The organism is Streptomyces sp. NPDC043867 (assembly GCF_056435845.1).
In genome coordinates this window covers 1-20607 of the sequence record NZ_JBWKDS010000004.1, presented here as the reverse complement: position 1 = coordinate 20607, position 20607 = coordinate 1, and the positions used below count along the sequence as shown (strand labels likewise).

Sequence of the window (20607 nt, the reverse complement as noted above, 5' to 3'; positions counted from 1 at the left end):
AGCAGCCGCCCGGCACCCCGTCGCCCCTCCCGCCGCCCCGGATACCGTCGACGTGTGACCGACAATCCCGCACACCCCGCCGACCGGAGCGCCACCCCCACCGGTCCCGTGCCCGCGAGCGGCACCCCGGACGGCAGCGCTCCCGACCCGGCCCCCGAGCTCTTCACCTGGGAGTTCGCCACCGACCCCTACCCCGCGTACGCCTGGCTCCGTGAGCACGCGCCCGTGCACCGGACGCGGCTGCCGAGCGGTGTGGAGGCCTGGCTGGTCACCCGGTACGCGGACGCGAGGCAGGCTCTCGCGGACGGCCGGCTCAGCAAGAACCCGGCGCACCACGACGAGCCGGCGCACGCCAAGGGGAAGACCGGCATTCCGGGCGAGCGCAAGGCCGAGCTGATGACGCATCTCCTCAACATCGACCCGCCGGACCACACGCGGCTGCGCCGGCTGGTCAGCAAGGCGTTCACGCCCCGGCGGGTGGCGGAGTTCGCGCCGCGGGTCCAGGAACTCACCGACCACCTCATCGACCAGTTCGCGGAGCGGGGCAGCGCCGACCTCATCCACGACTTCGCCTTCCCGCTCCCCATCTACGCCATCTGCGACCTCCTCGGCGTTCCCCGCGAGGACCAGGACGACTTCCGGGACTGGGCCGGGATGATGATCCGGCACGGAGGCGGGCCTCGGGGCGGGGTCGCCCGGTCCGTGAAGAGGATGCGCGGCTACCTCGCCGAGCTGATCCACCGGAAACGGGCCGCACTCCCGGACCGCCCCGGACCGGGCGAGGACCTCATCTCCGGGCTGATCCGCGCCTCCGACCACGGTGAGCACCTCACCGAGAACGAGGCCGCGGCGATGGCCTTCATCCTGCTCTTCGCCGGCTTCGAGACGACCGTGAATCTCATCGGCAACGGGACCTACGCCCTCCTCACCCACCCCGAGCAGCGGCAGCGGCTGCAGACCTCCCTCGCCGCGAAGGAGACCGCGCTGCTGGAGACCGGTGTCGAGGAACTCCTCCGGTTCGACGGGCCCGTGGAGCTCGCCACCTGGCGGTTCGCGACCGAGGCCGTCCGGATCGGCGGTCAGGACATCGCCGCGGGCGACCCCGTCCTGGTCGTGCTCGCGGCGGCCGACCGCGACCCCGAGCGCTTCGGGCAGCCGGACACGCTGGACCTCTCCCGGCGCGACAACCAGCACCTCGGATACGGGCACGGCATCCACTACTGCCTCGGCGCGCCCCTCGCCCGGCTGGAGGGACAGACCGCCCTCGCGACGCTCCTCACCCGCCTGCCGGACCTGCGCCTCGCGGGCGATCCGGCGGACCTGCGCTGGCGCGGCGGTCTCATCATGCGCGGACTGCGGACCCTCCCGGTGGAGTTCACCCCTTCGCGGTAGGCAATGCCGGCGGACCCTCGGCGGGCCCGCGACGGAGGGGCGCATTGCGCTCGCAACAGGCGCACACCGGTGGAGTTCACGCCCGGTGGTACGCGGGCGCGGACCCGTCAAACATGACGCACCGTCAATACTGTGATCTTCACGTGATCTGCGCTGCATCGACTTGTGACAAGTGTTCGACTGCCGATACGTTCACGCATCAACGCGATGGATCTTCCGTCGCGCCTGTCATCGCTGTCTTCGAAAGGCCACCGCATGCTCTCCGGGAACGGTCGTCACCGTCGCCCCCGCCAGGCTCCGGCGCTCATCGTCGCGGCAGGAGTCACCGGATCGGCCATCGCGATCCCGTTGCTCGGTGCCACCGGTGCGAGTGCCGCGGACGGCACCACCTGGGACCGGGTCGCGGAGTGCGAGAGCGGCGGTTCGTGGAGTGCCGACAACGCCAACGGCTACTACGGCGGCCTGCAGATGACCCAGGAGAACTGGGAGAAGTACGGCGGCCTCGCGTACGCGCCGAGCCCCGACGAGGCCAGCCGCTCGCAGCAGATAGCCGTCGCCGAGAAGGTTCTCGACGGGCAGGGCCTGGCCGCCTGGCCCACCTGCGGACCGCTGTCGGGCCTCAGCAAGAACTCGGCGTCCGTCGAGGTCGACACCGGCGTCGCCGAGGACTCCTCCGCATCGTCGGCCTCCCCCTCACCCGATTCGTCCCCGTCGAGCGACTCGCCCGTTTCGGGCGGCTTGTCGACCGGCGGCTCCACCGCCAAGCCCTCGCCGGCCGCGTCCGGCAAGGCGGCGAAGTCCGGGACGCCGTCGAAGGCCAAGGAGGATGCCACCGCCTCCCCGGAGACCGGCAGCAAGGACGGCGGCAAGGACACCGGGAAGGCAAAGGCTGACGACTCGGACAAGTCGGGTCGGACCGCGGACTCTTCGGACGCCACCGCCGCGACCGGGAGCGAGGGCACCGGCACCGGTCGGCACCGCGGCGCCAGTGCCGACGCCGGTACGGACGCCGACGCGTCCGCCGGAGGCGAAGAGACCTCCTCCGGCCGTCACGCCTCGCGCGGCTCCGCCGCTCCCCGCGACGCCGCGGAGGGCTCGTACACCGTCCGCCTCGGCGACAGTCTCACGAGCATCGCCGACTCCCTTGCCGTGCAGGGCGGATGGAACGAGCTCTACACGGAGAACGAGAAGACGGTCGGCGCCGACCCGGACGTCATCCTCCCCGGTCAGAGCCTTGAGGTCGCAGGAGACTAAGCGGGCGTCAGATGGCGAATCAGGTACAAAACAGCGCCAGTTCGCGTCATATTTCGCACCGCAATGTCCGGTTTGACAGAGTGAGACATGGGTCTCAGAAACCCTGATCATCTTTGAAATTCCGGCGGCCGCGTGTCTACGGTCGTGATCGCTCGCTACAGCGGGCCCCGACGGTCGCAACGCCGAATCCTGCCAGTGGCCGGCCGGGAACAGTCGTCGCGCAAGCGCCGTAGGCAGGAGCGGGGGACCCAAGGTAAGCGCCGGGCCCGGGAGTCGAGAGACACCCGGGAACGGCTTGGGGTGGAGTCGGACGCCAGAGGCGGACGACCGGGCACTCACCCGCCCGAACCCGACAGCTCACCTCGCAGGCGTCGGTGAGGGGATCACTTCATGCTGCTCAACAACAAGGGCAAGCACCGCCGCCCGTCCAAGGCCACCCGTGTCGCCGCGCTCGCCGGTGTCACCGGTGTCGCCATCGCCGCTCCGCTGATGGCGGCCGGCAGCGCCTCCGCCGCCACCACCTCCGAGTGGGACGCCGTCGCCCAGTGCGAGTCCGGCGGCAACTGGTCGATCAACACCGGCAACGGTTACTACGGCGGCCTGCAGTTCTCCGCCTCCACCTGGTCCGCCTACGGCGGCTCGGCCTACGCCTCCACCGCCGACAAGGCCTCCAAGTCCCAGCAGATCGCCGTCGGCGAGAAGGTGCTCGCCGCGCAGGGCAAGGGTGCCTGGCCGACCTGCGGCACCGGCCTGTCCGGCGCCTCGACCGGCGGCTCGTCGACCGGCACCGGCTCCAACTCCGGCTCCGGCTCGCAGAGCACGGCCCAGCCGGCCCAGCCGCAGCAGCAGGCCCCGCAGGCGCAGGACCAGCGTGCCTCGCGCTCCTCGGAGCGGGAGACGGCCAAGAAGACCGTCGAGACCCCGACCGGCAGGAAGGTCGAGAAGGGTGACGGCGAGTACAAGGTCGTCAAGGGTGACACCCTCAGCTCGATCGCCGCGGACAAGAAGGTCAAGGGCGGCTGGCAGAAGCTGTTCAAGCTGAACAAGGACATCATCGACGATGCCGACTTCATCTTCCCGGGCCAGCAGCTCCACCTCAGCTGACACCGGCCGGCCACGGGCTCACAGCTGAACCACGGCCCTCCCTCATCCGGGGACTCCACCATGGAGTCCCCGTGCGGGCCGCCCCCGCCCCCACGGGCTCCCCGCTCCGGTGCGTGTTCCCCCGTACGCGCCGGAGCGGGGTTTTTTCATGGACGCGCCGTGGACCGCTTCCGCAGCGGTCACCTGTACGGGGCAGGTTTTTGTTCCGTTCGGAAACAATTTACTCTCGGTTCTGTCCATGGGGTGGTCGACCGGCTGGCCGATCCCCCGGAGCCGGTTAGGCTCATGTCGCGGAGCCGACCGCGGCTCCGTGCAGTTGGGGCCGAGGGGCTCCGCGTACCCGCGTCACATCCCATGAAGGAGATGCTCGTGCCGTCCATCGACGTCGTCGTAGCCCGGGAAATCCTCGACTCGCGAGGGAACCCCACCGTCGAGGTCGAGGTCGGCCTCGACGACGGCAGCACGGGTCGTGCCGCCGTCCCGTCCGGCGCCTCCACCGGTGCCTTCGAGGCCATCGAGCTGCGCGACGGTGACCCCAACCGCTACCACGGCAAGGGCGTCGAGAAGGCCGTCCTCGCGGTCATCGAGCAGATCGGCCCGGAGCTCGTCGGCTACGACGCCACCGAGCAGCGCCTGATCGACCAGGCGATGTTCGACCTGGACGCCACCGACAACAAGGGCTCGCTGGGCGCCAACGCCATCCTCGGCGTCTCCCTGGCCGTCGCGCACGCCGCCTCCGAGGCCAGCGACCTGCCGCTGTTCCGCTACCTGGGCGGCCCGAACGCGCACCTGCTGCCCGTCCCGATGATGAACATCCTGAACGGCGGCTCGCACGCCGACTCGAACGTCGACATCCAGGAGTTCATGATCGCGCCGATCGGCGCGGAGTCCTTCTCCGAGGCGCTGCGCTGGGGCGCCGAGGTCTACCACACCCTCAAGAAGGTGCTGAAGACCAAGGGCCTGTCCACCGGCCTCGGCGACGAGGGCGGCTTCGCCCCGAACCTGGAGTCCAACCGCGCCGCGCTCGACCTCATCATCGAGGCCATCAAGCAGGCCGGTTACGTCCCCGGTGAGCAGATCGCGCTCGCGCTCGACGTCGCCGCGTCCGAGTTCTACAAGGACGGCACGTACGAGTTCGAGGGCAAGTCCCGCTCGGCCGCCGAGATGACCGAGTACTACGAGGAGCTCGTCTCCGCGTACCCGCTGGTCTCCATCGAGGACCCGCTGTACGAGGACGACTGGGCCGGCTGGAAGGTCATCACCGACAAGCTGGGCGACAAGGTCCAGATCGTCGGCGACGACCTCTTCGTCACCAACCCGGAGCGCCTGGCCCGCGGCATCGAGGAGGGCTCCGCCAACGCCCTGCTCGTCAAGGTCAACCAGATCGGCTCGCTGACCGAGACGCTGGACGCCGTCGAGCTGGCCCAGCGCAACGGCTTCAAGTGCATGATGTCCCACCGCTCCGGCGAGACCGAGGACGTCACCATCGCCGACCTCGCCGTCGCGGTGAACTGCGGCCAGATCAAGACCGGCGCCCCGGCCCGCTCGGACCGCGTCGCCAAGTACAACCAGCTGCTGCGCATCGAGGAGATCCTCGACGACGCCGCGGTGTACGCCGGCCGCTCGGCGTTCCCCCGCTTCAAGGGCTGACCCGCAGGAAGCGTCGTACGTACGTCCCCGTACTCGGTCCCGTACCGTGTGCGGGGACGTACGCACGTGACGGGCTTGTGCCGGGGAGGCGGGATTCATGGCCGTGAAGGACCGGGACCGGTTCTCCACCACGACCAGGCTGCGCCTGCTCGGTGAGCAGACGGCGGCCCGGGTCTACCGCTCCCAGACCAAACGGCAGGCCCGCCGCTCCCGCCTGACGGGCCGTGCGGCGCTGCTCGCGCTGGTCCTGTGCTCACTGATCGTGGCCCTCGCGTACCCGATGAGGCAGTACGTGTCCCAGCGCGCCGAGGTCGCCGAGCTGGAGCGGGAGCAGGAGCAGGCCCGGCAGCGGGTCGAGCAGCTGCGCGACCTCAAGGCCCGCTGGCAGGACGACGCGTACGCCGAGCAGCAGATCCGCCAACGGCTGCACTACGTGATGCCGGGCGAGACGGGCTACATCGTGATCGACCCGGACGCGGTGAAGAAGTCCCGCACCGACCAGGGAGCGGCTGGCCGCCCCTGGTACGCCAACGTCTGGGACGGCGTGGACAAGTCCGACCGCTCCGCCCAGTAACTGACCAGAAAGACAGAACACACGGCATGGAAACGCCCCCGCCGCCCACCCCGCGCACCGAGCCGACCGACGCCGACGTCGAGGCCTTCAGGCAGCAGCTCGGCCGTCCGCCGCGCGGGCTGCGCGCGATCGCGCACCGCTGTCCCTGCGGTCAGCCCGACGTGGTGGAGACGGCGCCCCGCCTCCCCGACGGCACGCCGTTCCCGACGACGTACTACCTGACGTGTCCGCGGGCGGCCTCCGCGATCGGGACGCTCGAGGCGAACGGCGTCATGAAGGAGATGACGGACCGTCTGGCCACGGACCCCGAGCTGGCCGCGGCCTACCGGGCCGCCCACGAGGACTACATCGCCCGCCGGGACGCCATCGACGTCCTGGAGGGGTTCCCGAGCGCGGGCGGCATGCCGGACCGGGTGAAGTGCCTCCACGTGCTCGTGGCGCACTCCCTGGCCGCGGGGCCCGGCGTGAACCCCCTCGGCGACGAGGCGATCGCCATGCTGCCCGAGTGGTGGCGCAAGGGCGCGTGCGTGGTCCCCGCGGGCGAGGCCGACCTCCCCCAGGGCTGACCGTCGTCCCCGGGGGCGCCGTTCCCGGGGGCTGCCGCCCCCGGACCCCCGCTTCGGCCTGGACGGCCTCGTCCTCAAGCGCCGGACGGGCTGGACCTCCCCCCCGCTTCGGCCTGGACGGCCTCGTCCTCGAACGCCGGACGGGCTGGAAACCTCCGGGCCCGGGCTTGTTCCGAAGTGTCCTCACGACAGGAGACCGCACGCATGACCAGGGTCGCCGCCATCGACTGCGGTACCAACTCGATCCGTCTGCTCGTGGCGGACGCGGACCCGGCGACGGGTGAACTCGTCGACCTGGACCGCCGGATGACCATCGTCCGCCTCGGCCAGGGCGTCGACCGGACGGGACGGCTCGCTCCCGAGGCGCTGGAGCGCACGTTCGCGGCCTGCCGCGAGTACGCGGCCGTCATCAAGGAACACGGCGCGGAACGCCTGCGCTTCGTGGCGACGTCCGCCTCCCGCGACGCCGAGAACCGCGACGAGTTCGTCCGCGGGGTCCTGGACATCCTCGGGGTCGAGCCGGAGGTCATCACGGGCGACCAGGAGGCGGAGTTCTCCTTCACCGGCGCGACCAGGGAGCTGACGGGGCGGGACGACCTGGCGAAGCCGTACCTGGTGGTCGACATCGGCGGCGGCTCCACGGAGCTGGTGGTCGGCGAGGACCGGGTCCGTGCCGCCCGCTCGGTGGACGTCGGCTGCGTACGGATGACCGAGCGGCACCTCGTGCGCGACGGCGCCGTCACCGACCCGCCGACGCCCGCTCAGATCGCGGCGATCCGGGCGGACATCGAGGCCGCGCTGGACCTCGCCGAGCGGACCGTCCCGCTGGGCGAGGCCCGCACCCTGGTCGGCCTGGCGGGCTCGGTCACCACGGTCTCGGCGATCGCGCAGGACCTCCCGGAGTACGACTCCACGGCGATCCACCACTCCCGGATCCCGCACGCCACCGTCCGCGAGATCACCGGGCGGCTGCTGTCCTCGACGCACGCGGAACGCGCGGCGATCCCCTCGATGCACCCCGGCCGCGTCGACGTCATCGCCGCCGGCGCCCTCGTCCTGCTCGCGATCATGGAGCGCATCGGCGCGGACGAGGTCGTCGTCAGCGAGCACGACATCCTCGACGGCATCGGATGGTCTTTGGCCTGACCGCCTACAGGTTGCGGTACACGTCCCGCCGGTCGCCCACCTTGACGACGAGGATGACGAGTTCGCCATCGTTGATCTGGTAGGCGACCCGGTAGCTTCCGACCCGCAGCCGGTAGAGCCCCGACGGGCCGGTGAGCTTCTTGACGTCGGCGTCCTCGCGATACGGGTCGTCGCCGAGAGCGGTCAGCGCGGTCAGGATGCGCATGGCGTCGAGCCGAGCGATGTGCCTCAGCTGCCGCTGCGCCGCCGTGGTGAACCGGAACGCGTACTTCACGCGGCGCCTTCACCGTGTTCCGTGAACAGATCTGCCAGCAATTCGGCCATGGTCACGGTGGGGCCGTTCTCGGCCAGGACCGCTTCGGCCTCTCGGGCCAGCATGACGTCGGCCGCCTCTTCCAGGGCTTCGAAGTCCGCGATCGGTACCACGGCCGCCACCGGAGTGCCGTTGCGAGTGATGACCGTCGGGGTGCCTTCCTCGGCCAGGTTGATGCGCTCCGCGAGATGGGCGCGGGCTTCCCGTATCGTCACGGAGTCCTTGGTCATGACGTCAGTGTACGCGCATGTGTGTACACGCGCCCGGGGCGAGTCGCGTTCGTACGCGATCCTCGACGGCATCGCGTGGTCCGTCGCGTGACGGGGTCCTCCCCGCGGATCGGGCCACCCGTGAGGGAGTCTTTACTACCCGTCGGTAGCCTCGGCTGAGCAGGTCGGATAACGTATGAGCGCGATCGAGGGGCCCGGAAGAACCCCTCGGTGACGCGCCGTCGGGAAAGTTCGTGAAGTTCTTCACAAGGAATTCGGGCCTCGGGAATGCGGACGGGGTCCGGTTGGCCCTTCCGGGGGGCCCACGGGGTGCGGAAGCGTGCTCACGGGAGCGTTTCCGGGGCGTGACGATTGCGCGGAACAAGAGGCTGGTTCAGCGGCCCGTCGGCCCGGAGTGGCTGCTCACGCGGTGTTGACAACGGTCCGCGGGGTGCGGTGGTTCCCCCGTGGCGACATGACCTGGGTCACGTGAGCCGCGCAGTGTAGCAGAGGCCCCACCCATGCTTGTGAAGGGGCGCACGAGCGACCCCCCTGAGGCGGGTGGATACTCGATGGCATGAGCACCACGGAGCGTCCCAGGATCCTCGTAGTAGGCGGTGGGTACGTAGGCCTGTACGCAGCTCGGCGCATCCTCAAGAAGATGCGCTACGGCGAGGCGACCGTCACGGTCGTCGACCCCCGGTCGTACATGACCTACCAGCCCTTCCTCCCCGAAGCCGCCGCCGGCAGCATTTCGCCTCGGCACGTCGTCGTCCCGCTGCGGCGCGTCCTGCCGAAGGCGGAAGTCCTCACCGGCCGGGTCACCACCATCGACCAGGACCGCAAGGTCGCCACGATCGCCCCCCTCGTGGGCGAGGCGTACGAGCTGCCCTTCGACTACCTCGTCATCGCGATGGGCGCGGTCTCCCGCACCTTCCCGATCCCCGGCCTCGCCGAGCAGGGCATCGGCATGAAGGGCATCGAGGAGGCCATCGGCCTGCGCAACCACGTCCTCGAGCAGCTCGACAAGGCCGACTCCACGACCGACGAGGACGTCCGCCGCAAGGCGTTGACCTTCGTCTTCGTGGGCGGTGGCTTCGCGGGTGCGGAGACCATAGGCGAGGTCGAGGACATGGCCCGCGACGCGGCCAAGTACTACAACAACGTGTCCCGTGAGGACATGCGCTTCATCCTCGTCGACGCCGCGGACAAGATCCTTCCCGAGGTCGGCCCGAAGCTCGGCGCGTACGGCAAGGAGCACCTGGAGAGCCGCGGGGTCGAGGTCTACCTCTCCACCTCGATGGACTCCTGTGTCGACGGGCACGTCGTCCTGAAGAACGGCCTCGAGGTCGACTCCAGCACCATCGTGTGGACGGCCGGCGTCAAGCCGAACCCCGTTCTCTCCCGCTTCGGTCTCCCGCTCGGCCCGCGCGGCCACGTGGACACCCGGCCCACCCTTCAGGTGCAGGGCACGGACTACATCTGGGCCGCGGGCGACAACGCGCAGGTGCCGGACATCGCCGCCCGCAAGGCCGGTGTGGAGAACGCCTGGTGCCCGCCGAACGCGCAGCACGCGCTGCGTCAGGCGAAGGTCCTCGGCGACAACGTGGTCTCCGGCATGCGGGGCTTCCCGCAGAAGGAGTACGCGCACTCGAACAAGGGCGCGGTGGCTGGTCTCGGCCTCCACAAGGGCGTCGCGATGATCGTCATGGGCAAGATGAAGATCACGCTCAAGGGCCGGCTGGCGTGGTACATGCACCGCGGCTACCACGGTCTGGCGATGCCGACCTGGAACCGGAAGATCCGCGTCTTCGCGGACTGGACGCTCGCGATGTTCCTCAAGCGCGAGGTCGTCTCCCTCGGCGCCATCGAGACCCCGCGCGAGGAGTTCTACGAGGCCGCGAAGCCGGCGCCCGCCGTCGCGCAGGCCGCGGAGGCCAAGCTCCCGCAGGCGAAGACCGAGGAGAAGGCCAAGGCCTCCTGACCTCCGGTCACTGATCGACCCGAAGGGGCCTCCCGCCATCCGTGGTGCGGGAGGCCCCTTCGGCGTTCCGCGGCGAGGCGGGAGGTTCCCTCCGGGGCCCTTCGGCGTCCCCGTACGGCGCGGCCCGGCATCCCCAACAACATGGCCCCCGCACCTATTTTTGCCCATCCATGACACGGGTGGGGGACTGTGCGCGGGGGCGGTTGGTGTTTACGTGGTGTCGGACGTTTCGGGATCCGTTGTCACGGAGGTGTGGCCATGCCCGATGCCGCGCTGCGGCTGAAGAGCCTGTTCGAGCAGTTGCTGGGAGCCCCGCTCCCGGTGCGCATGCGTGCCTGGGACGGCTCGGAGGCGGGGCCGCCGGGCGGTCCCACCCTGGTGATCAGGAACCGCCGGGCCCTGCGCCGGCTGATCTGGAAGCCGGGCGAGCTGGGGCTCGCCCGGGCCTGGGTCGCCGGGGACCTCGGGGTGGAGGGGGACCTCTACGCGGCCCTCAGGGTGATGGCCGGACTCGTGTGGGAGCGCCCGACGGGCGCCAGGGGCCTCGGCGAGGCCCTGCGGGAACCCGACGTGCGCGCGGCCGTCCGGGGCCTGCTGCGGATGGGCGGGCCGATGGGTCCGCCCGCCCCGCCCGCGGAGGAGGTCCGCAGACGCCGCCGCCTGCACACCAGACACAGCGACAAGCGCGCCGTCAGCCACCACTACGACGTGGGCAACGACTTCTACGAAATCGTCCTCGGGCCGTCCATGGTGTACTCCTGCGCCTACTGGGAGGATGCCGGCACCCTCGAGGGCGCCCAGCGCGACAAGCTCGAACTCGTCTGCCGCAAGCTGGACCTGCGGCCCGGCGGACGGCTGCTGGACGTCGGCTGCGGCTGGGGCTCCATGGCCATCCACGCCGCCCGCGAGCACGGCGTGAGCGTCGTGGGCGTCACGCTGTCGCAGGAACAGGCCGCCTACGCCCGCAAGCGGGTCGCGGACGAGGGGCTGACCGACCGGGTCGAGATCCGGGTGCAGGACTACCGGGACGTCACCGACGGTCCGTACGACGCCATCTCCTCCATCGGCATGGCCGAACATGTCGGTGCCGAGCGCTACCTGGAGTACGCGCGCGTGCTGCACGCCCTGCTCAAACCGGGCGGGCGCCTGCTCAACCACCAGATCGCGCGCCGCCCGGCGAGCGACGAGTCGAGGCACCGCGCGGACGAGTTCATCGACGCCTACGTCTTCCCCGACGGCGAACTCGCGCCGGTCGGCACCACTGTGACGCAGCTGGAGCGGGCGGGGTTCGAGGTGCGTGACGTCGAATCCCTGCGCGAACACTACGCTCTGACGCTGCGTCAGTGGGTCGCCAACCTGGAGGCGCAGTGGGCGTCGGCGGTGCGGCTCACCGGCCCGGGACGCGCCCGCGTCTGGCGCCTCTACATGGCGGCCAGCGCCCTCGCGTTCGAACGCAACCGCATCGGCGTCAACCAGGTGCTCGCGGTGCGGACCCCCGTACCGGGCACCTCCGGGATGCCGCTGCGGGCCCGCACCTGGAACGCGCGGACGTAGCGGCGGCGAAAGCGGAGGGGCCCCCGTCCGGATCCGGACGGGGGCCCCGACTGCCGTACGACTACTCCGACTTGATCGCCGTCAGCATGTTCAGGCGGGCCGCGCGGCGGGCCGGCCACAGCGCCGCCAGGACACCGACGGCCGCGGCCAGCAGCAGGAAGACGGCCATCCGGCCCCAGGGGAGCACCAGTTCGTACGTCGCCATCTTGGAGCCGAGCAGTTCACCGGCGGCCCAGCCGAAGAACACGCCCAGGCCGATGCCCAGCACCCCGCCGAACAGCGAGATCACCAGCGACTCCAGCCGGACCATCCGCTTGATGCCCTTGCGGTCCAGGCCGATCGCCCGCAGCATGCCGATCTCCTGGGAGCGCTCGAAGACCGACATGGCCAGGGTGTTGATGACACCGAGGACCGCGACGATCACCGCCATGGCGAGCAGGCCGTAGAGCATGTTCAGCATGAGGGTGAACATCTTCGCGATGCCCTCGGAGATGTCCTTCTTGTCCTGGACGAGCATGGCCGGGTTGTCGCCGAGCGCCCCCTCCAGCCTGTCCTTGACCGCACCGGAGGCCCCGCCGGACGTCTTCACCATGACCTGCATGTCGTACGGGTCGCTCTGGTGGGGGGCGAGCGCCGCGTTGTCCAGCATGATGCCCTGGATCATCTCGTTGCCCTGGTAGACGCCGGCGACGGTGAGCCGCTGCCGCTTTCCGTCCTCGTACGAGACCGTGAAGTGCGAGCCGGCCTTCCAGCCGTGCGCGTCGGCGGTGCTGTCGTCGACGACGACCCGCGTGCCGCCGACCTCGAAGGCGCCGTCGTCGACGGTGAGGTCGGTCAGGCTCTCGATGGCCCTGCCGTTGACGCCGGTCAGGTACTCCGTCTCACCGCCGATGCGCGCGGGCGCGTCGCGCAGCGGGCTGGTGGCGGTGACGCCGTCGGTGGCGGCGAGCTTCTTCTCCACGTCGGGCGAGAGCCTGTTGCCGTTCGCCATCGAGACCACGTAGTCCGCCTTGATCGCGGCGCTGGCCATCTTGTCGATCGATGTCTGGAGACTGCCCGCCATCACCGTCATACCGGTGATCAGGGTGAGTCCGATCATCAGCGCCGAGGCGGTGGCGGCGGTGCGGCGCGGGTTGCGCACGGAGTTCTGGCGGGCCAGCTTGCCGGAGACCCCGAAGACGCGCAGCACGGGAGCCGCCGCGGCGATCAGCGGGCGGGACAGCAGCGGCGTCAGGATGAACACGCCGACGATCAGCAGGCCCGCGCCGAGGCCCATCGGGGCCTGGCCGTCCGAGCCGTCCATGGTCGTGGCGAACAGGACCACCGCGACGCCCGCCGCCGAGAAGAGGGCGCCGAGGGTGTTGCGTACGACGAGGGACTTGGTGGTCGCCTTCGCGTGCACGCTGCTCATCGCGGCGACCGGCGGGATCTTCGCGGCCCTGCGGCCCGGCAGCCACGCGGCCAGCATGGTGATCAGGATGCCGACGGCGAGCGCGGTGGCGACCGTGCCCGGCGAGACGACCAGCGGCCCGTCCGGGACGGTGGCGCCGAGCGTGCCCATCAGGGCGCGCATTCCGGCGCCGATGCCGATGCCCGCGGCCAGCCCGGTGACGGCCGCGACCGCGCCGACCACGAACGCCTCGAGCAGCACCGAGCGGGTGATCTGCCTGCGGGAGGCGCCGACCGCCCGCAGCAGCGCCAGCTCCCTGGTGCGCTGGGCGACCAGCATGGTGAAGGTGTTGGCGATGATGAAGGTGCCGACGAACAGGGCGATGCCGGCGAAGACCAGCAGGCCCGTCTTCATGCCGCTCATCTGGGAGGCGATCATCGTCGCCTGGTCGTCGGCGAGCCTCTTGCCGGTGGTGGTGGAGGCGACGTCCTCGGGCACCACCTCGTCGAGTGCGTTGCGCAGCGCGGTCTGGCTGGTGCCGGGGGCGGCCGTCACGTCGATCTCGTCGTACGTGCCGGGCTCGCCGAAGAGCCGTTGCGCGGTAGCCGTGTCGAAGAGGGCGAGGCTGCCGCCCGCGGCGACGTTGCCGTCGTCGGTGGTGAAGACGCCGGTGATCGTGGGCTTCAGCACGGGGCCGTCGACGGAGAGGCGCAGGGTGTCGCCGACCTTGTACCCGGTCCGCCGGGCGGTCTCCGAGTCGATGGCGACCTCGTTCGCGCCGCGGGGCGCGTGGCCGGCGGTCAGCGGGTACCGCGGGTCCTTCTTCCCCCAGTAGTTGCCGCCCTGCGACTGGAAGCCGTCGCCGATCAGTTCGCCGTCCTTGTCGGCGAGGGCGGTGAAGCCGTTCACGACGCCGACGGCGGTGTCGGCGCCGGGCACCCCGGCCGCCTTCTTCAGCAGGGCCTCGGTGAGCTTCGGCTCCTTGCCGATCCGGTCGCCCTCGTCCTGCCGGCCCTCCGGCTGGACGGCGACGTCGACGTGGTCGAAGCCCTTGGCGGAGCTCTTCTGGTAGGCGTCCGAGATGGTGTTGGTGAAGACCAGGGTGCCGGACACGAACGCCACGCCGAGCAGCACGGCGAGCACGGTCATCAGCAGTCTGGCCTTGTGCGCGAAGACGGTGCGCAGGGCGGTACGGAACATGGGTTGACTCAGTCCAGGAGAAGGAGAAGCTGTGGTCGGCCGCGGGAGCGGTCCGGGCCGTCGCGGCGGCGGCCCGCGACGGCGGGTGGCGGCGATGCTCGCGGCGGTGGGTGGTGACCCGGCCCGCGGCGGTGTGTGGCGGCGATGGCCCGCGATGCTGGGGGCGGCGGTGTCGGACCCGCGCCGGGCGGGTGGGCCGGTGCGGCCCTTGGTGTCGGACAGGCTCTAGGAGGTCCGGGTGTTCCCGCCGGAAAGACGCAGCATGCGGTCGAGGACCGCGTCCGCCGTCGGCTCGTGCACCTCGTCCACGATCCGCCCGTCGGCGAGGAAGACCACGCGGTCGGCGTACGCGGCGGCCACCGGGTCGTGGGTGACCATGACCACGGTCTGCCCCAGCTCCCGCACGGAGTTGCGCAGGAAGCCCAGCACCTCGGCGCCGGCCCGGGAGTCGAGGTTTCCGGTCGGCTCGTCGCCGAAGATGATGTCGGGCCGCGAGGCGAGCGCGCGGGCCACGGCGACGCGCTGCTGCTGGCCGCCGGACAGTTCGGAGGGGCGGTGGCCGAGGCGGTCGGCGAGACCCACCATGCCGATCACGGTGTCCAGCCACTCCTTGTCCGGCTTGCGGCCCGCGATGTCCATCGGGAGCGTGATGTTCTCCAGGGCGGTGAGGGTCGGCAGCAGGTTGAACGCCTGGAAGATGAAGCCGATCTTGTCCCGGCGCAGCTTGGTGAGCTGCTTGTCCTTGAGGGACCCGAGTTCCGTCTCGCCGATGCGCACGGAACCGGAGGAGAAGGTGTCCAGACCGGCCACGCAGTGCATCAGGGTGGACTTGCCGGAGCCGGAGGGGCCCATGATCGCGGTGAACTCGGCCTGACGGAAGTCGACGGTGACCTGGTCGAGGGCGACCACCTGGGTCTCGCCCTGTCCGTAGACCTTCGAGAGTTCCGTGGCGCGGGCGGCCACCGCGGTGGTCCGGCCGGCGAGGGGGGTGGTGGTCACGGGAGGGTGCTCCTGACGGGACGATTCTGGGGGACGTCGTCCATCCTCACGGTTCTGGGGCGCCGTGTAGTCACCCGCTGTTCCGGTTCCCGAGGGCGACTCCGGTCGGACCCCAGGCGGCCGTGTCATACCTGGGGATGACGGTCGTCCCTGAGGGTCCATCAGGCCCGTGGCCCGCGGACACCGTCACCGAGGCGGTGAAATTCCGTCATTCCGTATACGCGGCCGGGCGCGGCCCGAAAGGCTATTGGCAAGTGCGGATGGCCCGTACCAGGTGCTGATGCACCCTCAGACGTCAATAAAATAAGACAAGATCGGTCCGCGCACCCCTAGTTAGGGGGATGCGTCCCGATAGGCTCGGATCCTCGATGCGGAGCCCATGGCCTGCCCGGATGGTGGAATGCAGACACGGCGAGCTTAAACCTCGCTGCCCCTCGCGGGCGTACCGGTTCAAGTCCGGTTCCGGGCACCACCGCACTCACGGAGCGTGATCATCGCGAACGATCGGTACGCGCTGCCGTACTCGTCCACCCTGACCTCGGCGCGGGAGCGAGCCCCCTATCTGGCATCTTCCCCGATGTCGTCGACGGACACGGCGGCGGTGAGCGCCGGGGTGGGTAAAGATGCAACGTCTACATCGTCGACGGTGTAGACGACGAGTCGAAGTGCCGCTTCCACTCCCGCATTCGGTGAGTGCGACGCCTGCTCGACCCGGCGTTCATTTCTCCAGTGCGCCGCCTGAAGCAGGCGAAGCCCCGCAAAGCCGATCGGGACCAGGGCGGTCACGCTTCGCCGAGCTGCCCTCGGCCGGTCCGCCGACCTGACCGCGTCAGGAACGTGAGTAGCGTGCGGGCATGCAGTGCGCCCTGTGCGGGTTGCGGAGCGCTGCCGGGCGCCCCCATTGACAGCTGCCGCGGCTCGGCAGAGACTCACCCAGATTGGTGAAGGAAATTTCACCACGCGAACACTGATGCGGTCGGCGACCGTAGACAGACAGACAGACAGACAGACAGAGCAGGGCGAACGCGAAGGGGCGGGCCGATGCGGACCACCGTCGGGATCATCGGGGCCGGACCGGCCGGACTACTGCTGGCGCGTCTGCTGCACAACGCGGGCATCGACTCGGTCGTCCTGGAGAGCCGCGACCGCGCCTACGTGGAGCAGCGGCAGCGGGCCGGAATCCTGGAGCAGGGCACGGTCGACGTGCTGCGCCGGGCCGGGGCCGGGGAGCGCATGGACCGCGAGGGACTGCGGCACGACGGCATCGAACTGCGCTTCGCCCGCGAGCGCCACCGCGTCGACTTCCCCGCGCTCACCGGCGGCAGCTCGGTGATGGTGTACGCGCAGACCGAGGTGTGCAAGGACCTCATCGCGCTCCAGCTCAAGGAGGGCGGACCGCTGCTCTTCGACGCCGAGGCACTGGCCGTCGAGGACGCGGACAGCGAGCACCCGCGCGTGCGCTTCCGTCACGAGGGGCGCGAGGACGTCCTGGAGTGCGACTACGTCGTCGGCTGCGACGGCTTCTGGGGCGTCGCCCGTAAGGCGGTCCCCGCCGGGCTGTCCCGGGTCTTCGAGCGGACCTACCCCTTCGGCTGGCTCGGCGTCCTCGCCGACGTGCCCCCCTCGCACGACGAGCTCGTGTACGCCCGTCACGACCGGGGCTTCGCCCTGCTCAGCATGCGGTCGCCGGCCGTCTCCCGCCTCTACCTCCAGGTGCCCGAGGGCACGGACGCCGGGACCTGGCGTGACGAGGACATCTGGGACGAGCTCGAGCGGCGCCTGGAGACCGACGACGACTGGCGGCTGGAGCGGGGCCCCGTCACCGCGAAGTCGGTGACCCCGATGCGCAGCTTCGTCCACGAGCCCATGCGGCACGGCCGGCTGTTCCTCGCCGGCGACGCGGCGCACATCGTGCCCCCCACCGGCGCGAAAGGGCTGAACCTCGCGGTCGGGGACGTCGTCACCTTCGCCCGTGCGCTGGTGCACCGGCGGGCCACCGGATCGGCCGAACGGCTCGACGCGTACTCCGAGACCTGCCTGCGCCGCGTCTGGCAGGCCGAGCGGTTCTCGTACGACATGACGACCCTGCTGCACCGAGCCCCCGGCGCCACGCCCTTCGAGGACCGCATCCAGCTGGCCCGGCTGCGCCGGATCGCCGCCTCGCGGGCCGCCGAGACGGACCTGGCCGAGGCGTACACCGGGTTCCCGTTCGAGTGAACCGCCCCAGGCGCGCCGGGAATCACCCGCCCGCGTAGCGTGTTGCGCACGAGGACAAGGGAAAGATCCTCCCCAAGCAGTAGGTTCTTTCCTTTGCCTACCTATTACTCTTGAGCCAAGGCCCACACCGTGGCCATGGAGGAGTGAAATGAGGAGCAGCAACCCGGTCTTCTCGCGACGGGGGTTCAGCCGCGACAACGGCCACGCGGGCTTCAACACCGCGCCGCAGGCCGGGGGAGCAGCTGTCGGCACGCAGGGCAACCCGTACGCCCAGCAGGGCGGCAACCCCTACGCGCAGAACCCGTACGCCCAGCAGGACCTTCAGCACGGTGCGCCGCCGCAGGCGCCCGTCTCCACGGGCCGGATGACGATGGACGACGTCGTCATGCGCTCGGCCATGACGCTCGGCACGGTCGCCGTCGGCGCCGTCCTCGCCTGGGCGCTGCTGCCGGTGACGAGCAGCAGCTTCGGCCTGGCGATCGGCTCCGCGCTCATCGCCTTCGTCCTGGCGATGGTGCAGTCCTTCAAGCGCAAGGCCTCGCCCGCGCTGATCCTCGGCTATGCCGCCTTCGAGGGTGTCTTCCTCGGGGTCATCAGCGAGATGTACAACAGCCAGTGGTCGGGCGCGCCCTTCCAGGCAGTGCTCGGCACCATGGCGGTCTCCGGCGCGACCCTGCTCGTCTACCGGGCGGGCTGGATCCGGGTGACCGCGCGGTACGCGCGCATCGGCATGGCCATCGCCATCGCGTTCGTCCTGGTCATGGCGGTCAACCTGCTGCTGGTCGTCTTCGGTGTCGCCGAGGACGGCGGACTGCGCAGCACGGGCCCGCTCGGCGTGATCGTCGGCATCATCGCGATCATCCTCGGCGCGTTCTTCCTGACCCTCGACTTCAAGCAGATCGAGGACGGCATCGCGTACGGCGCTCCCCGCGAGGAGGCCTGGCTGGCCGCGTTCGGCCTGACCATGACCCTCGTGTGGATCTACGTCGAGATGCTGCGGCTGGTTGCCATCTTCAGCAGCAGCGACTAGTACGGCCTTCGAAGCAGTGCCGCCGGTCCGCCGGCGGACCCGAAGGGCCCGCGAACTCCGGTTCGCGGGCCCTTCGCCGTATGCGGTTCCGTTCCGCTGGTGCGCGCTCAGAGGAGTTTGCGCGCCGCCCTCCTCAGGTCGTACTCGTGGATGATCGCCTTGGCGTGGCCGTACGCGAGATCGTGTTCCGCGCGGAGCCAGCTGACCTTCTCCTCGAAGCGGAAGAGGGCGGGGCCTTCGTCGACGGTGCGAAGCCAGTCGGAGATCTCACGACCGGTGCAGTGGGGAATTCGGGCGAGCAGGTTGCGATGGGTCTCATCGGAGAAGACTTGGGACATCGGCGCCTCCGGACGCTGGGATGTAGGCCGGTCCTTCACGCCACCGTGCCTGAGCGTCCGGGCGTTGGCAACAGTCCCGCCGCGGCGCGTAGTCTCGCGGCGTGCTTGATACGACGCCGTTGACCCGAGCCGTGGACCACTTCGCCGACCGGTTGCGGGCCGCGCCGCAGAGCCGCCTGCAGCGGGGTGCGGCGGCCGAGGCGCTGGGCGTGGCCAGGGAGCTGGCCCGGCGTGCGCAGCGGCTGGAGGATCCCGCCGCCGAGCCCCGGGACATGCCGGACGTGGGCATGTTCGCCGCCGCCGACCAGATCACCGTGGCCGGGCACGACCTGGCGCTCGCCCTGACGGACGAGGCGGAGCTGGCGGAGGCGATGACGCTCGTCGAGGAGGCACAGAAACGCGCCGGAGTCTGACCCGGGGGTCGGCTCCGACGCGTGAGGTTCGGCGGTGGTGTGGTGCCTACAAGGACGCTATGACGCGGTCCGCGAGGATGTAGACGTTCTCCTCGCCGCACTCGAACGTCAGGGCGTACGCGCCCGAGACGCCGGAGCCGCCCAGCAGCACCGGGGTGCGGCCGGCGCGCAGGGCCGCGGCCAGGCGCTCCGCGGTCTCGCGGTGGCCCGGGGTCATGCACAGGGTGGTCCCGTCGGCGAAGACGTAGACGTCGAGCGTGCCCAGCGGGCCGGGGCGGACGTCGGCCAGTTCGGTGCGGGACTCCGCGAGCTCCTCGAGACACGCCACCGTGCGCTCGTGATCGTTGACGACGGGTGACTGGACCGGCACGAAGTCCGGGTGCGAGGGGTGGCGGCGGCGGGCCGCGGCCAGTTCCGGGGACTCCCCGGCGAACTCGTCGACGTCCAGGCCCGGCTCGGTGACCGGCTCCAGGTGCTCGAGACCGGCGAAGTCCGACTGACGCGGCAGGAACAGCTCGCTGTCGGGCAGGCCCAGCAGCATGGGCCCGTCGGAGACGTCACGCGCCTCCTGGGCGGCCCAGAACGCGCGCGCCTCGGCCAGCTCCCGCTCCCGCTCCTCGGCGAGCGCCTCGGCGACCGCGGCACGTATGTCCTCGGTGTCGGCGGCCGGGCGGGCGGCGGGCACCAGACCGCGTGCGGCCTCGGCGCGGCTCTCGGCGAGCTCGGTGTGCAGGGCCCGCACCTGCCCGCGCAGCCCGTGCACGGCACGCAGGACGGCGACGCCCACGGCGGCTGATGCGGCCGTGGTGAGCAGCAGGGCAAGAGGCATGGTGCTCACTGACGTACTCCCGGTTCAAAGTCGACCCCCGACTTCCTACAACAGCTTGAAGGGTGGACTGACCAGCTGTCAGTGCGTAACGTCACGAAAGGGACAGGACCTTGGGCCCTGGGTCTCCCCGCAAAACGGCTCTGACCTGCGGAAATACCCCCCTGGAGCGAGATAGGTCACATCCTGGGGGAGATTGGGTCACGGATCGGCCCGGAGCCCCTGGTTTCCGGGGACTCCGGGCCGGCCTGTCACGCTGTGTCCAACTGCCGTGACGGATATGGAATTACGCGCTCCGGTCCGCGCGGGACGGACGGGACGGATCCGTCCGTGCGGAGCGGGCGGCGTCGGAAGGACCTAGGGCCTGTCGTTTGGATCATGCCGGCGTCGCGGGGTCTGGCACGCACATCTGCGGCGTTGTCGTCGGTCGCCGACGCTCCGCGTCGAC

At 70.6% G+C, this 20607-nt stretch carries 19 protein-coding genes, 1 tRNA gene and 1 riboswitch; of the genes, 13 read left to right on the top strand and 7 right to left on the bottom strand.

Going from position 1 to position 20607, the window contains the following annotated elements; genetic code table 11:
• Nucleotides 1-108: 108 nt before the first annotated feature.
• The 7 genes from AC069T_RS05155 (at nt 109) to AC069T_RS05125 (ending at nt 7686) form a co-directional block, all read left to right on the top strand.
• On the top strand, nt 109-1392 hold the full coding sequence (locus tag AC069T_RS05155) for a cytochrome P450 family protein (RefSeq protein ID WP_478781638.1): 1284 nt from the start codon (nt 109-111) through the stop codon (nt 1390-1392).
• A gap of 255 nt (nt 1393-1647) precedes the next feature.
• A complete protein-coding gene (locus AC069T_RS05150; protein WP_478781418.1) occupies nt 1648-2646 on the top strand; it encodes a LysM peptidoglycan-binding domain-containing protein in 999 nt (332 codons plus the stop codon).
• Between the two features lie 215 nt (nt 2647-2861).
• A riboswitch (cyclic di-AMP (ydaO/yuaA leader) is annotated at nt 2862-3032 on the top strand.
• A gap of 4 nt (nt 3033-3036) precedes the next feature.
• Nucleotides 3037-3750 (top strand): transglycosylase family protein, encoded by a 714-nt coding sequence (locus AC069T_RS05145; protein WP_478781417.1) that lies wholly within the window; start codon nt 3037-3039, stop codon nt 3748-3750.
• 363 nt (nt 3751-4113) lie between these two features.
• Nucleotides 4114-5400: a phosphopyruvate hydratase gene (eno, locus tag AC069T_RS05140; protein WP_478781637.1), complete on the top strand. Its 1287-nt coding sequence runs from the start codon at nt 4114-4116 to the stop codon at nt 5398-5400.
• A gap of 97 nt (nt 5401-5497) precedes the next feature.
• Nucleotides 5498-5974: an FtsB family cell division protein gene (locus AC069T_RS05135; RefSeq protein ID WP_478781416.1), complete on the top strand. Its 477-nt coding sequence runs from the start codon at nt 5498-5500 to the stop codon at nt 5972-5974.
• A gap of 26 nt (nt 5975-6000) precedes the next feature.
• Complete coding sequence (locus AC069T_RS05130; protein ID WP_478781415.1) at nt 6001-6540, top strand: DUF501 domain-containing protein; 540 nt, start codon at nt 6001-6003, stop codon at nt 6538-6540.
• A gap of 204 nt (nt 6541-6744) precedes the next feature.
• The gene (locus AC069T_RS05125) at nt 6745-7686 is read left to right on the top strand and encodes a Ppx/GppA phosphatase family protein (RefSeq protein ID WP_478781414.1); all 942 of its coding nucleotides are present in this window, start codon (nt 6745-6747) and stop codon (nt 7684-7686) included.
• A 4-nt stretch (nt 7687-7690) separates the two neighbouring features.
• On the opposite strand, the gene AC069T_RS05120 is transcribed toward AC069T_RS05125, so the two are convergent.
• Together AC069T_RS05120 and AC069T_RS05115 are read right to left on the bottom strand one after the other, a co-directional pair.
• Entirely contained in the window at nt 7691-7960 is a 270-nt protein-coding gene (locus AC069T_RS05120; protein WP_319166898.1) for a type II toxin-antitoxin system RelE family toxin, read from the bottom strand.
• The gene (locus AC069T_RS05115; RefSeq protein WP_478781413.1) at nt 7957-8229 is read right to left on the bottom strand and encodes a type II toxin-antitoxin system Phd/YefM family antitoxin; all 273 of its coding nucleotides are present in this window, start codon (nt 8227-8229) and stop codon (nt 7957-7959) included. Before AC069T_RS05115 ends, AC069T_RS05120 begins: the two co-directional genes overlap by 4 nt.
• A 556-nt stretch (nt 8230-8785) precedes the next feature.
• Here AC069T_RS05115 and AC069T_RS05110 point away from each other — a divergent pair.
• On the top strand, nt 8786-10192 hold the full coding sequence (locus AC069T_RS05110; RefSeq protein WP_478781412.1) for an NAD(P)/FAD-dependent oxidoreductase: 1407 nt from the start codon (nt 8786-8788) through the stop codon (nt 10190-10192).
• Nucleotides 10193-10450: 258 nt separating this feature from the next.
• A complete protein-coding gene (locus AC069T_RS05105) occupies nt 10451-11746 on the top strand; it encodes a class I SAM-dependent methyltransferase (protein ID WP_478781411.1) in 1296 nt (431 codons plus the stop codon).
• Between the two features lie 61 nt (nt 11747-11807).
• Here the strand turns inward: AC069T_RS05105 and AC069T_RS05100 are convergent, their stop codons facing one another.
• Together AC069T_RS05100 and AC069T_RS05095 are read right to left on the bottom strand one after the other, a co-directional pair.
• Nucleotides 11808-14336, bottom strand: coding sequence for an ABC transporter permease (locus tag AC069T_RS05100; RefSeq protein WP_478781410.1), 2529 nt, complete (start codon nt 14334-14336; stop codon nt 11808-11810).
• A 225-nt stretch (nt 14337-14561) separates the two neighbouring features.
• A complete protein-coding gene (locus tag AC069T_RS05095) occupies nt 14562-15335 on the bottom strand; it encodes an ABC transporter ATP-binding protein (protein WP_478781409.1) in 774 nt (257 codons plus the stop codon).
• Nucleotides 15336-15721: 386 nt separating this feature from the next.
• Between AC069T_RS05095 and AC069T_RS05090 the strand changes: the two genes are divergently transcribed.
• A tRNA-Leu gene (locus AC069T_RS05090) sits at nt 15722-15807 on the top strand.
• Between the two features lie 86 nt (nt 15808-15893).
• On the opposite strand, the gene AC069T_RS05085 is transcribed toward AC069T_RS05090, so the two are convergent.
• A complete protein-coding gene (locus tag AC069T_RS05085; protein ID WP_478781408.1) occupies nt 15894-16121 on the bottom strand; it encodes a hypothetical protein in 228 nt (75 codons plus the stop codon).
• A gap of 255 nt (nt 16122-16376) precedes the next feature.
• On the opposite strand from AC069T_RS05085, the gene AC069T_RS05080 reads away from it, so the two are divergent.
• Nucleotides 16377-17552: a 4-hydroxybenzoate 3-monooxygenase gene (locus AC069T_RS05080; RefSeq protein ID WP_478781407.1), complete on the top strand. Its 1176-nt coding sequence runs from the start codon at nt 16377-16379 to the stop codon at nt 17550-17552.
• Between the two features lie 148 nt (nt 17553-17700).
• On the top strand, nt 17701-18582 hold the full coding sequence (locus AC069T_RS05075) for a Bax inhibitor-1/YccA family protein (RefSeq protein ID WP_478781406.1): 882 nt from the start codon (nt 17701-17703) through the stop codon (nt 18580-18582).
• A gap of 107 nt (nt 18583-18689) precedes the next feature.
• Here AC069T_RS05075 and AC069T_RS05070 read toward each other — a convergent pair whose 3' ends face one another.
• Nucleotides 18690-18920, bottom strand: coding sequence for a DUF4287 domain-containing protein (locus AC069T_RS05070; RefSeq protein ID WP_358855383.1), 231 nt, complete (start codon nt 18918-18920; stop codon nt 18690-18692).
• A gap of 101 nt (nt 18921-19021) precedes the next feature.
• Here AC069T_RS05070 and AC069T_RS05065 point away from each other — a divergent pair, with 101 nt between their 5' ends.
• On the top strand, nt 19022-19333 hold the full coding sequence (locus AC069T_RS05065; RefSeq protein ID WP_478781405.1) for a hypothetical protein: 312 nt from the start codon (nt 19022-19024) through the stop codon (nt 19331-19333).
• Between the two features lie 46 nt (nt 19334-19379).
• Here the strand turns inward: AC069T_RS05065 and AC069T_RS05060 are convergent, their stop codons facing one another.
• Nucleotides 19380-20162: a hypothetical protein gene (locus AC069T_RS05060; protein ID WP_478781636.1), complete on the bottom strand. Its 783-nt coding sequence runs from the start codon at nt 20160-20162 to the stop codon at nt 19380-19382.
• Nucleotides 20163-20607 lie beyond the last annotated feature (445 nt).